The organism is Bradyrhizobium sp. Ec3.3 (assembly GCF_000472925.1).
Lineage (GTDB): Bacteria > Pseudomonadota > Alphaproteobacteria > Rhizobiales > Xanthobacteraceae > Bradyrhizobium.
The window spans coordinates 55,576-67,718 of record NZ_AXAS01000032.1 but is presented as its reverse complement, the minus strand read 5'-3'; the positions used below and the strand labels follow the sequence as shown (position 1 = coordinate 67,718).

At 64.2% G+C, this 12,143-nt stretch carries 12 protein-coding genes; 9 read left to right on the top strand and 3 right to left on the bottom strand.

Going from position 1 to position 12,143, the window contains the following annotated elements; genetic code table 11:
- Positions 1-26 precede the first annotated feature (26 nt).
- Both carA and YUU_RS0127205 read left to right on the top strand, forming a co-directional pair.
- The gene (gene carA / locus YUU_RS0127210; RefSeq protein ID WP_027525230.1) at positions 27-1,217 is read left to right on the top strand and encodes a glutamine-hydrolyzing carbamoyl-phosphate synthase small subunit; all 1,191 of its coding nucleotides are present in this window, start codon (positions 27-29) and stop codon (positions 1,215-1,217) included.
- Positions 1,218-1,435: 218 nt separating this feature from the next.
- A complete protein-coding gene (locus YUU_RS0127205) occupies positions 1,436-1,963 on the top strand; it encodes a cupin domain-containing protein (protein ID WP_027525229.1) in 528 nt (175 codons plus the stop codon).
- Positions 1,964-1,982: 19 nt separating this feature from the next.
- Here the strand turns inward: YUU_RS0127205 and YUU_RS0127200 are convergent, their stop codons facing one another.
- On the bottom strand, positions 1,983-2,309 hold the full coding sequence (locus YUU_RS0127200) for a helix-turn-helix transcriptional regulator (RefSeq protein WP_027525228.1): 327 nt from the start codon (positions 2,307-2,309) through the stop codon (positions 1,983-1,985).
- 59 nt (positions 2,310-2,368) lie between these two features.
- Here YUU_RS0127200 and YUU_RS0127195 point away from each other — a divergent pair, with 59 nt between their 5' ends.
- The 4 genes from YUU_RS0127195 (at position 2,369) to YUU_RS0127180 (ending at position 5,017) form a co-directional block, all read left to right on the top strand.
- Positions 2,369-2,794 carry a YeeE/YedE family protein gene (locus YUU_RS0127195; protein WP_027525227.1) on the top strand — a complete coding sequence of 142 codons (426 nt, stop codon included), beginning with the start codon at positions 2,369-2,371 and terminating at the stop codon, positions 2,792-2,794.
- 8 nt (positions 2,795-2,802) lie between these two features.
- On the top strand, positions 2,803-3,255 hold the full coding sequence (locus YUU_RS0127190) for a DUF6691 family protein (protein WP_027525226.1): 453 nt from the start codon (positions 2,803-2,805) through the stop codon (positions 3,253-3,255).
- A gap of 11 nt (positions 3,256-3,266) precedes the next feature.
- Positions 3,267-4,160, top strand: coding sequence for an MBL fold metallo-hydrolase (locus YUU_RS0127185; protein WP_035663467.1), 894 nt, complete (start codon positions 3,267-3,269; stop codon positions 4,158-4,160).
- A gap of 89 nt (positions 4,161-4,249) precedes the next feature.
- Positions 4,250-5,017: a sulfite exporter TauE/SafE family protein gene (locus YUU_RS0127180; RefSeq protein ID WP_035663479.1), complete on the top strand. Its 768-nt coding sequence runs from the start codon at positions 4,250-4,252 to the stop codon at positions 5,015-5,017.
- A 97-nt stretch (positions 5,018-5,114) separates the two neighbouring features.
- On the opposite strand, the gene YUU_RS0127175 is transcribed toward YUU_RS0127180, so the two are convergent.
- Positions 5,115-5,645 (bottom strand): Dps family protein, encoded by a 531-nt coding sequence (locus tag YUU_RS0127175; protein WP_027525223.1) that lies wholly within the window; start codon positions 5,643-5,645, stop codon positions 5,115-5,117.
- Between the two features lie 113 nt (positions 5,646-5,758).
- Between YUU_RS0127175 and YUU_RS0127170 the strand changes: the two genes are divergently transcribed.
- Positions 5,759-6,463 carry a class I SAM-dependent methyltransferase gene (locus tag YUU_RS0127170; protein WP_027525222.1) on the top strand — a complete coding sequence of 235 codons (705 nt, stop codon included), beginning with the start codon at positions 5,759-5,761 and terminating at the stop codon, positions 6,461-6,463.
- Between the two features lie 245 nt (positions 6,464-6,708).
- Here YUU_RS0127170 and YUU_RS0127165 read toward each other — a convergent pair whose 3' ends face one another.
- Positions 6,709-7,080, bottom strand: a complete 372-nt coding sequence (locus YUU_RS0127165) for a helix-turn-helix transcriptional regulator (RefSeq protein ID WP_027525221.1) — start codon at positions 7,078-7,080, stop codon at positions 6,709-6,711.
- Between the two features lie 114 nt (positions 7,081-7,194).
- Here YUU_RS0127165 and YUU_RS0127160 point away from each other — a divergent pair, with 114 nt between their 5' ends.
- Both YUU_RS0127160 and carB read left to right on the top strand, forming a co-directional pair.
- Entirely contained in the window at positions 7,195-8,364 is a 1,170-nt protein-coding gene (locus tag YUU_RS0127160; RefSeq protein ID WP_027525220.1) for an MFS transporter, read from the top strand.
- A 251-nt stretch (positions 8,365-8,615) separates the two neighbouring features.
- A complete protein-coding gene (carB, locus tag YUU_RS0127155; protein WP_027525219.1) occupies positions 8,616-12,080 on the top strand; it encodes a carbamoyl-phosphate synthase large subunit in 3,465 nt (1,154 codons plus the stop codon).
- Positions 12,081-12,143: the final 63 nt, after the last annotated feature.

The following is a 12,143-nucleotide window of genomic DNA, read 5'->3' as shown; positions in this document are numbered from 1 at the left end:
GCTGCGCCGGACTATGTAGCGCGCTCATGACACAATCCGAAAACGATCCCGCCTGGCCGGACCATAAACCGACCGCGCTCCTCGTGCTTGCCGATGGCACGGTGCTCGAAGGCTTTGGCCTCGGCGCCGAAGGACACGCCGTCGGCGAGGTCTGCTTCAACACCGCGATGACCGGCTACGAGGAGATCCTGACCGATCCGTCCTATGCCGGGCAGCTCATCACCTTCACCTTCCCGCATATCGGCAATGTCGGGACCAACGAGGAAGACATCGAGACGGTGAACATGGCCGCGACGCCCGGCGCGCGCGGCGTGATCCTGCGCACCGCCATCACCGATCCCTCGAACTACCGCGCCACCCGCCATCTCGACCAGTGGCTGAAGGCGCGCGGCATCATTGGTCTGTCCGGCATCGACACACGCGCGCTGACCGCGCTGATCCGCACCAAGGGCATGCCGAACGCCGTGATCGCTCACGCGAAGAACGGCGAGTTCGACCTGCACGGCCTGAAGGAAGAAGCACGCGAATGGCCCGGCCTCGAGGGCATGGACCTCGTGCCGATGGTCACCTCTGGCCAGCGCTTCACCTGGGACGAGACGCCCTGGGAATGGAATAAAGGTTTCAGCCGCCAGGATAATCCGGCGTTCAACGTCGTCGCCATCGACTACGGCATCAAGCGCAACATCCTGCGCCTGCTCGCCGGCGTCGGCTGCAAGGTGACGGTGGTGCCGGCGACGACATCGGCCGATGACATCCTGGCGATGAAGCCGGATGGCGTGTTCCTGTCGAACGGCCCGGGCGATCCGGCCGCGACCGGCAAATATGCCGTGCCGGTGATCAAGGAAGTGATCAAGTCGGGCACACCGACGTTCGGCATCTGCCTCGGCCACCAGATGCTCGGCCTCGCCGTCGGCGCGAAGACGAAGAAGATGCATCAGGGCCATCACGGCGCCAATCACCCTGTGAAGGACGAGACCACGGGCAAGGTCGAGATCACCTCGATGAACCACGGCTTTGCCGTGGACGAGAGGACACTGCCGAAGGGCGCGACGCAGACGCACGTGTCGCTGTTCGACGGCTCCAATTGCGGCATCCAGCTCGACGGCAAGCCAGTGTTCTCGGTGCAGTATCACCCCGAAGCTTCACCCGGCCCGCGCGACTCGCACTATCTGTTCCAGCGCTTTGCCGATCTGATGCGCGAGAGGAAGCGGGCGTAAGCTTTTGCGCAATCGCTGCCACGACGTCATGCCCGGGCTCGCCCCGGGCATTTTTGTCATTCCCGGGCGCGCGAGGCGCGAGCCCGGAATCCATTGAGCAACGAACTCTGCGGTACGATGGATTCCGGGCGCGACGCTGCGCGTCGCCCCGGAAATGACAGGGAACGTCGACTGACGTGCCTTGTTGATCCCTGCCAGCCTTCGCACAGGAGCCTGCCATGTCCGTCGTCCACGACAAGGCCGAGCCGCTCGCCATCGTCTTCGAAGACGACGGCCTCGTGCCGAACAACATCCTGCCGTTCCTGGTCTATCAGGGCACGGTCAAGCTCGATCCGAAGCGTCCCGAAGAAACCATCGAAGGCCTGTTCGCGGAGAACGGCTGGGGCGGCACGTGGCGCAACGGCGTCTACGATTATCTCCATTATCATTCGACCGTGCATGAGGTGCTCGGCGTCGCGCGCGGCCACGCCCGCGTGCGCTTCGGTGGCGATCACGGCCAGCAGCTCGACATCAAGGCCGGCGACGTCGCGATTCTCCCCGCTGGCACCGGGCATCAATGCATCAGCGCAAGCGACGATTTCTGCGTGATCGGTGCCTATCCGCCCGGATCGAAGATGGAAGTCACGCGCCCAACGCCGGAGAACCACGCCAAGGCGCTGAAGACGATTCCGAGGGTCGAGCTGCCGCCTAGCGATCCGGTGATGGGCAAGCAGGGGCCGCTGATGCGGCTGTGGCGACGTCCCTAGCGCCGTCTCAGTACCATGCTCAGGCGCAGTACAGCCGATAGAGCGTCTGCAGCACTTCGCGAACCTCGGGGCTGGCGAGCCGGTAATAAATCGTCTGTCCGTCCCGCCGGGTCGTGACCAGATCCAGCGCGCGCATCTTGCCGAGATGCTGCGACAACGCGGCCGAGGACAGCCCGACAAGGTCGGCGAGATCGCCCACCGACCGCTCCCCGTCGAGAAGGTTGCAGAGCACCATCAATCGCTTGGCGTTCGCCATCGCGGTCAGCAGGCGCGAGGCCTCCTCGGCCTTCTCTTCGAGGGCCACGGCTGCGGTTTCGGGAACCTTGCGTCTGCTCTGATTCTTCATGCTTGATAATTTAGAATATTCGAATATAATAATCAACTAAATCTTCTGAGGAGCACCCCATGCCGACTACGTTCACACCGCTGGCCTCGCTTGCGGGCGGGGTCCTGATCGGGCTTTCCGCGGTGATGCTGATGGCCGTCAGCGGCCGGATCGCCGGCGTCAGCGGCATCGCCGCGCGCCTGCTGCCGCCCTTCGGCGATGACGCGACCGCGGGCCGCTTCGCCTTCATCGCCGGGCTTATCGCCGCGCCCGCGCTTGCGCGCCTCGTCACCGGCGAGTTTCCACCGCAAGCGATCGAGACCGGCGGCGTGCTGCTGGCCGTGGCTGGCCTGCTGGTTGGCTTCGGCTCGGTGTGGGGCAGTGGCTGCACCTCCGGGCACGGCGTCTGCGGCATATCGCGCCTGTCGACCCGCTCGATTGTCGCCACCCTCGTCTTCATGACCACCGGCTTCGTGACGACCTTCGTCGTCCGGCATCTCGCGTGAGGTCTGCCATGTCCGTCCTGATTCAATTTGCCATCGGCCTGATATTCGGAGTCGGGCTCTTGATCTCCGGCATGTCGAATCCCGCAAAGGTCCTCAATTTCCTCGATCTCGCCGCCATTCGCGCGGGATCGTGGGACCCGAGCCTGATGTTCGTGATGCTGGGTGCCGTCGCCACCGCTTTCATCGGCTTCCGCCTGGTACTGAAGCGGCAACGGCCGCTGCTCGGCGACACCTTTCATCTGCCGGCCAGGAACGATCTCGATCCGCGCGTCATTGTCGGGCCGGCGATTTTCGGCGTCGGCTGGGGTCTCGCAGGCTTCTGTCCGGGCCCTGCTTTCGTTGCGCTTGGCTACGGTACGTTGGCTTCGGTCCTGTTCGTGATCGCGATGATGATCGGCGTGGCCGCTGCCCGCGCGCTCGCGGAGCGGCAACCGACGCTAGCGACGCCATCCTACGAGTAACGGAGTTCCCAATGTCAGATCTTCCCCTCGCGGTCGATCTTCCGGTTAAGCCGGTGATCACCCCGTTCTTTGATGCGGCGACCAATACGGTCAGCTATGTGGTGCGGGATCCCGGTTCCAAAGCCTGCGCCATCATCGATTCCGTCATCGACATCGACTACGCCGCCGGGCGTATCTCCTATCACTCTGCCGATGCGATCATAGACTTCGTCTTGCAGAACGGCCTCACGCTCGAGTGGCTGATCGAGACCCACGTTCATGCCGATCACCTCTCGGCCGCGCCCTACATCCAGGGCAAGCTCGGAGGCAAGATCGGCATCGGTGAAAACATCACGGTGGTGCAGGAGACCTTCGGCAAGGTGTTCAACGAGGGTACCGAATTCCAGCGCGATGGCAGTCAGTTCGACCGGCTGTTCGGGGATGGCGACAGTTACCGCATCGGCGCGATGACGGCGATTGCCCTGCACACGCCCGGCCATACGCCGGCCTGCGTGACGCATGTCATTGGCGATGCAGCCTTCGTCGGCGACACGCTGTTCATGCCCGATGGCGGCTCGGCGCGCGCGGATTTTCCGGGCGGCGACGCTCGCAGCCTTTACCGCTCGATCCGGCGGATCCTGTCGCTGCCAGATCAGACCCGCCTCTTCATGTGTCATGATTACGGTCCGAACGGCCGCGATATCCGTTGGGAAACCACGGTCGCCGAGCAGCGTGCCCACAACATCCATGTCCGCGACGGCATCTCGGAGGAGGAGTTCGTGGCCGCGCGCGAGGCGCGCGACCGGACGCTGGAGATGCCGAGGCTCATCATCCCGTCACTGCAGGTCAACATGAAGGCCGGCCGGCTTCCCTCGCCGGATCCGAGCGGAAAGCGCTTCCTCAAGGTGCCGCTCAACGTGCTGTAGCCCGCAAGAATAGCGGCAGCGTGCCTCCCGAACTGATGCGCGGGGATCTCCTGGAGCAATGAATAATGGTTGCGCTTTCGATAGCGCGAATGACGCTCGGTTCGCTCTCCGGCTCACTCGTCGGCTTCTCACTTGGGCTTGTCGGTGGCGGCGGATCTATCTTGGCCGTCCCGCTGATGGTCTATCTCGTCGGAGTCGCTAACCCCCATCTCGCGATCGGAACGAGCGCGATCGCGGTGGCGGCAAATGCGGGGATCAATCTGGCGAACCATGCCAAAGCGGGCAATGTGAAATGGCCATGCGCGAGTGTCTTTGCGGTGGCGGGCATTGTGGGTGCGCTCGGCGGCTCGACACTCGGCAAAATGCTCGACGGCCAGAAACTGCTGCTGATCTTCGCGCTGTTGATGCTCGTCGTCGGCGCGCTGATGCTGCGCAAACGCGCAGGCGACGGCGATTTTGCCGTGAGGCTCGGTCGCAACAATTTCCCGGCGCTCCTGGGCCTCGGTCTTGCGACCGGCGCCCTGTCGGGCTTCTTCGGAATCGGCGGCGGCTTCCTGATCGTGCCCGCCCTGATGCTGGCGACCGGGATGCCGATCCTCAACGCCATCGCCTCCTCGCTCGTCTCGGTCACGGCCTTTGGGCTCACCACCGCGGCCAACTACGCTTTCGCCGGCCTGGTCGACTGGAGGCTCGCGATCGTTTTCCTTGCGGGGGGTGCCGTTGGCGGCCTGCTCGGCGCGCGGCTGGCCAAACACCTCGCCGGCAAGCGAGGCGCGCTCAACAACGTCTTCGCCGCGCTGATCTTCGCCGTCGCGATCTACATGCTCTATCGAAGCTGGATGGCCCTCGGCCAATAGACCTGGAGCCTTGTCGAGGCGTGCCCACCATTTTCCACCGTGATCACGGAAAGGTGGTGGGCACGGCGTGGACGCACCTTTGTTGCGGCGGAGTACCTTACGCCGCGTTGCTGCCTTCCTGGCGGCTGGCCTCGAACAGAAACCAGGTGCGGCGCTCGGTCTCGTCGATGAAGACTTCGAGCAGGCTCGCACTGGCGACATCGCCGGCTTCGTCGCACACCTCATGGGCTTTGCGCATGGCGGCTGCGACGTGCTTGTTGTCCTGCATCAGCTCGTGCAGCATCTCGCGCGGTGGGACGTAATCCTCGTCATTGTCCTTGATGGTCTTGAGCCTGGCGATCTGGCCGATCGACTTCAGCGTGGCGCCGCCGATTTTACGGACGCGCTCGGCGAGCTGGTCGGTGGTGGCGAAAATCGCTTCCGACTGCTCGTCCAGCAGCAGGTGGTAATCGCGAAAATGCCGGCCGCTGACGTGCCAGTGGAAATTCTTGGTCTTCAGGTACAGCGCAAAGGCATCGGCAAGCAGCACGTTGAGCGCTTCCGAAACCTTGTCGACCGAGCCGGATGCCAAATCGGTCGGGGTGTCGAGATCGGATGAGATCTTGTGGTTATCTGGCTTTTTGCTCACGGGAGACCTTCCTGTTAGGACGCGGACATTGACGGCGTGCCGTCGCACCCCTAACGCAGGCGAGCAGCCGCGGTTCCTGGGTCGGAACCGACTTGCCGGGACCTTCGAAGACCATGGACGATTGGATCGACTATTACGACTCCACGCACACGATCTATGTCAGCAAGCTGCATCGCGATTTGCACTTCCAGATCATCGCGCGGGACATCATCGGCTACATCTCCTCGCCCGACGCGACGGTACTGGACTATGCCTGCGGCGAGGCGCTGTCGGCGGGTGAGGTGGCGAATGCCTGCGGCAAGCTGATCTTGGCGGAGCCCGCGCCGGGCGTGCGCGGCCGGCTGATCGCGCGCTTCGCACCGAACACCAAGATCCGCGTCCGCTCACTTGAAGACGTGCGGAAGATGGCCGAGCAGTCCATCGACCTCGCGGTGATGAACTCGGTCGTCCAATATATGACGCCTGCGGAACTGGACTCCGCGCTCATTGTGATCCGCCGGCTCCTGAAACCTTCAGGCAAGCTCGTGCTCGGCGACATCCTCCAGCCCGAGGTCGGGATGTTCAGGGACGTGCTGGCCCTGCTCAGTTTTGGCGCACGTCACGGCTTTCTCAGGGATGCGCTGGTCGGACTGGTCTCGACCGCACTGTCCGACTACCGCCACCTGCGCTCGCGCATCGGACTCCAGCGCTACAGCGAGGAGGAGATCACCGCCAAGCTCGCGGCGGCGGGGTTTTCGGTGCAGCGCGCGCACACCAATATCGGCCACAACCGCTGGCGCATGACCTTCATCGCGCGCCCGCCCTTTGCGCGCGGTTAGGGTTAACGGGGAGTGGAGGTAGCCTGCCCGACTGCGATCGGTAATGATCCAGTCGGCCCGGTGGCGGAAGCGTCAACGCGAGGGCGGTGCATCGCTCTTTATCCTGGTTCAAATCCAGGCCGGGTCTCCACGCTTCGCCCCTGCGGGGCTACGCGTGGCGCAGCCACGCAAGGCCCGCAGGGGCGAAGCGTGTCCGGCGTAGCTGGAGCGAAGCGAAAGCGAAGACGGACTGGCCGCCCAAATCTTCACTCCCCCTGAACCACTTCACATTCGGGCCAGAGCTGAAGCCGATCGGCATCCTTGGCGGCCGAGTTGATCACGGCATCGAGCAGGCCCGGAAAACGCGCGTCCAGATCCTCGCGGCGCAGCCGCATGAACCGGTTGGTGCCCGCCACGCGCGTCAGCATCAGGCCGCATTCGCGCAGCTTGGCGAAGTGATAGGCGAGGTTGGATTTGCCGGCGAGCCCGCTGAAGTCGCCGCAGCACAGTTCGCTGCTGACACGTTCCTGCTGGGCGAGTTGGTACACGATCGCCAATCGGATCGGATCGCTCAGGCAATCCAGGACCATCGGCAATTCGATCTGCTCGCGGGTGGGATGGAGAGGTGTGCGGCTCATGATCTGAGAATCATAGCGAAGCGGCCGCAATGTTCAATAGTTCTTGAACCAATTGACTCCTCCAAACTTCGCATTCAATAGTTCAATAAACGTTGAACATAGGGATGTTGTCCAATGAGCGTGTTCTGGCTGGCCCTGGCGGCCTTCGCGATCGGCACGGAAGGATTTGTTATTGCAGGGCTTTTGCCCGCGATCGCCACTGACCTGTCGATCTCTGTCCCGGCCGCCGGCCAATTGGTCACTGCATACGCCCTCACCTACGCCGTGGGCTCGCCGATTCTGGCGGTGACGCTGAACAATACCGACCGCCGCACTGTGCTGGCCCTGGCGCTGTCCACCTTCGTCGCCGGAAACCTCGCGGCGATGGAGGCGTCCAACTACGCCCTGCTGCTGGCCTCGCGTATGCTGATGGCGCTGGGCTCCGGGCTGTGCATGCCGACGGCGCTCGCGGTGTCCGTGGCGGTCGCTTCGCCGGAACGGCGCGGCCGTGCGGTGGCGCTTGTCACCTCGGGCCTCACGGTCGCGACCGTTATTGGCGTTCCCGTCGGCAATCTCGTCGGCAGCCTGCTCGGCTGGCGCGCGACCTTCGCCATGGTCGCCCTGATCGGCACTGTTGCGCTCGCGGGCCTTCTGCTCGGCCTGCCCCGCGGCCTGCCGCGCAACACAGCCTCGCTCAGCGAGCGGCTGGCGGTGGCGCGTCACAGCAATGTCCTGATCGCGCTTCTGATTACGATTTTATGGGCGCTCGGCGGCTTCACCGTGTTCACCTATTTCGCGGTCCCGCTGCGCGGCCTCGGCTTCGATGCTTCACAGATCAGCCTTGCACTGCTGGTGTTTGGCGGCGCCGCCGCGATCGGGAACTTGCTCGGCGGCATTTTGGCGGACCGGCTCGGGACGCTGGCGACCGCGGCCCTCGGCCTTGCCGGCATGGCGAGCGCGCTGATCCTGCATTCGCTGGTCCTGAAGCTGATGCCCGGCCAGGCCCATTACACCGTGCTGGGTGCGATCTTCCTCTGGGGCATTTCGGGCTGGGCGTTCTATCCGGCCCAAATCGCCAGCATCATCCGGATCGAGCCCCAGGCCTCGATGATCGCGCTCTCGCTCAACGCCTCCGCGATGTATCTCGGCTTCGCCATCGGCGGGGCACTGGGCGGCGCGGTGCTGGCAGCCCTCTCGCCCAACGACCTCGGCTGGATCGGCGGATCGAGTGTTGCGGCCTCGCTTCTGGTGCATCTCGCCCGTGGCTGGCAGGCACGGCCAAAACCGGCCCAAATTGCCGGTTGATGGGCATTTTTCGGGGTTTCGCCGCTCCGAAATCTGGTCTAAGACCCACCCGCGCGCGAGGGAAGACCCCGCGCGCGCATGATCCGCCAAAGTGTAGGCGGTTTGGCGTTAAGATCATGCGCTTCTTTGAGTGTAGAAGCGCGATCGGACGCAAAACCGGTGGCCACTTTTGCCGATCGCGCTTCGGCACAAGGGGACGCGCGGCAAGCGCGCCCTTTTTTTGTGCCCAGATTCCAGTCCGGCGAGAGTTGATGCCCAAACGTACAGACATCACCACCATCCTCATCATCGGCGCCGGTCCCATCGTGATCGGCCAGGCCTGCGAGTTCGACTATTCGGGCACACAGGCGGTGAAGACGCTGAAGGAAGAGGGCTATCGCATCGTCCTTGTCAATTCCAACCCGGCCACCATCATGACCGACCCGGAATTGGCCGATGCGACCTATATCGAGCCGATCACGCCCGAGATCGTCGCCAAGATCATCGAGAAGGAACGTCACGTCATTCCCGGTGGCTTCGCGCTGCTGCCGACCATGGGCGGCCAGACCGCGTTGAATTGCGCGCTGTCACTGCGCCGGCAGGGCACGCTCGAAAAGTTCGACGTCGAGATGATCGGTGCGACCGCTGACGCCATCGACAAGGCTGAGGATCGCCAGCTCTTCCGCAACGCCATGGAGAAGATCGGGCTGCAGACTCCGAAGTCGCGGCTCGCCAACGCGTCCGAACTGAAGAAGTCCTTCCGCGACAAATACCACGCCGAACGCGAGAAGCTGTCGGGCGCGGCTCTGGAAGAGCTTGATCGGCAATGGACTCTCGGCGAAGGCGACCGCCGCAAGCGCTACCAGGAATATGCGCTGGGACAGGCGATGATGGCGCTGTCCGAGATCGGCCTGCCCGCGATCATCCGTCCCTCCTTCACCATGGGCGGCACCGGCGGCGGCATCGCCTACAACAAGGAAGAGTTCCTCGACATCATCGAGCGCGGCCTCGATGCGTCTCCGACCAACGAAGTCCTGATCGAGGAATCGGTCCTCGGCTGGAAAGAGTTCGAGATGGAGGTGGTGCGCGACAAGAAGGACAATTGCATCATCGTCTGCTCGATCGAGAATTTCGACCCGATGGGCGTGCACACCGGCGACTCCATCACGGTGGCGCCGGCGCTGACGCTGACCGACAAGGAATACCAGATCATGCGGGACGCCTCGCTGGCGGTGCTGCGCGAGATCGGCGTCGAGACCGGCGGCTCCAACGTGCAGTTCGGCGTCAACCCGGCCGACGGCCGCATGGTCGTGATCGAGATGAACCCACGTGTTTCCCGCTCGTCGGCACTGGCGTCGAAGGCGACGGGCTTCCCGATCGCCAAGGTCGCGGCCAAGCTTGCGATCGGCTACACGCTTGACGAAATCGCCAACGACATCACCGGCGGCGCGACGCCGGCCTCGTTCGAGCCGACCATCGACTACGTCGTGACCAAGATCCCGCGTTTCGCCTTCGAGAAATTCCCCGGCGCCTCCCACACGCTGACGACCTCGATGAAGTCGGTCGGCGAGGTCATGGCGATCGGCCGCACCTTCCAGGAAAGCCTGCAAAAGGCGTTGCGCGGACTCGAGACCGGGCTGACTGGCCTCGACGAGATCGAGATCGAGGGTCTGGGCCAGGGCGACGACAAGAACGCGATCCGCGCCGCGCTCGGCACGCCGACGCCGAACCGGCTGCTCCAGGTAGCGCAGGCGATGCGGCTCGGCTGGTCCAACGACGAGATCTTCAACTCCTGCAAGATCGACCCCTGGTTCCTTGCCGAGATGCGCTGCATCGTCGACATGGAGGACAAGGTCCGCAAAAAGGGCTTGCCGCAAAATGCCTTCGGCATGCGCACGCTGAAAGCCATGGGCTTCTCGGACGCGCGACTCGCGGTGCTCTCGGAGAGCACGGAAGCCGATGTGACGGCAAAGCGCCACGCACTCGGCGTCCGCCCGGTGTTCAAGCGCATCGATACCTGCGCGGCCGAGTTCGCCTCGCCCACCGCCTATATGTACTCGACCTATGAGGCGCCGTTCGCGGGCGCAGTTGCGGACGAGAGCGAGCCGTCGGACCGGAAGAAGGTCATCATCCTCGGCGGCGGCCCGAACCGCATCGGCCAGGGCATCGAGTTCGACTATTGCTGCTGTCACGCCTGTTTCGCGCTGCATGACGCCGGCTACGAATCCATCATGGTCAACTGCAACCCGGAGACGGTGTCTACCGACTACGACACCGCCGACCGGCTCTATTTCGAACCGCTCACGGCCGAGGACGTGCTCGAGATCATCGCGACCGAGCGCAGCAAGGGCACGCTGCATGGCGTGATCGTGCAGTTCGGCGGCCAGACCCCGCTGAAGCTCGCGCGTGCGCTGGAGGCCGCCGAGGTGCCGATTCTCGGCACCTCGCCCGACGCCATCGATCTCGCCGAAGACCGCGACCGCTTCAAGCGCGTGCTCGACAAGCTCCGCCTCAAGCAGCCGAAGAACGGCATCGCCTATTCGGTCGAGCAGGCGCGGCTCGTCTCCGCCGATCTCGGGCTGCCGCTGGTGGTGCGTCCGTCCTACGTGCTCGGCGGCCGCGCGATGCAGATCATCCGCGAGGAGAACCAGCTCAACGACTATCTGCTCGGCACGCTGCCGGAGCTCGTGCCCGCCGACGTCAAGGCGCGCTACCCCAACGACAAGACCGGGCAGATCAACACCGTGCTCGGCAAGAACCCGCTGCTGTTCGACCGCTATCTCTCTGACGCCACCGAGGTCGACGTCGACTGCCTCTGCGACGGCAAGGACGTTTTCATCGTCGGCATCATGGAGCACATCGAGGAAGCCGGCATCCACTCCGGCGACTCCGCCTGCTCGCTCCCGCCCTACTCGCTCGATGCCCAGACGATCGAGGAGCTGGAGCGGCAGACCCGCGAGCTCGCGCTCGGCCTCGACGTCGTCGGCCTGATGAACGTGCAATACGCCATCAAGGACGGCGAGATCTACGTGCTCGAGGTCAATCCGCGCGCCTCGCGCACGGTGCCATTCGTCGCCAAGGTAATCGGCACGCCAGTCGCCAAGATTGCCGCCCGCATCATGGCTGGCGAGAAGCTCGCCGACTTCAGGCTGAAGAAGGCCCAGCTCAAGCATGTCGGCGTCAAGGAATCTGTGTTCCCCTTCGCCCGCTTCCCTGGCGTCGACACGGTGCTCGGTCCGGAGATGCGCTCGACGGGCGAGGTCATGGGCATCGATCGCTCCTTTGAGGTTGCGTTCGCCAAGAGCCAGCTCGGCGGCGGCACCCGCGTGCCGCGTAAGGGCACGGTGTTCGTCTCGGTGCGCGACAGCGACAAGAACCGCATCGCGGACGCGGTGCGGCTGTTGCAGTCCGTCGGCTTCAGGGTGCTGGCGACGTCGGGGACCCAGCGCTTCCTGGCCGACCAGGGCATTCCGACCGAGAAGGTGAACAAGGTGCTGGAGGGCCGGCCGCACATCGTCGACGCCATCACCAATGGCGACATCCAGCTCGTCTTCAACACCACGGAAGGTCCGCAGGCGCTCGCCGACAGCCGTTCGCTGCGGCGCGCGGCCCTCTTGCATAAAGTGCCGTATTACACCACTCTTTCCGGGGCCGTGGCGGCCGCGCAGGGCATCCGCGCTTATCTGGGCGGGGACCTTGAGGTTCGTACCCTGCAGAGCTACTTTTCGGAAACCTGATCGTTAGCGGGGGCCAAGCCCGCGCTAAGTGATTGGCAATGAAGCTACAATGGCCGGAGGAAC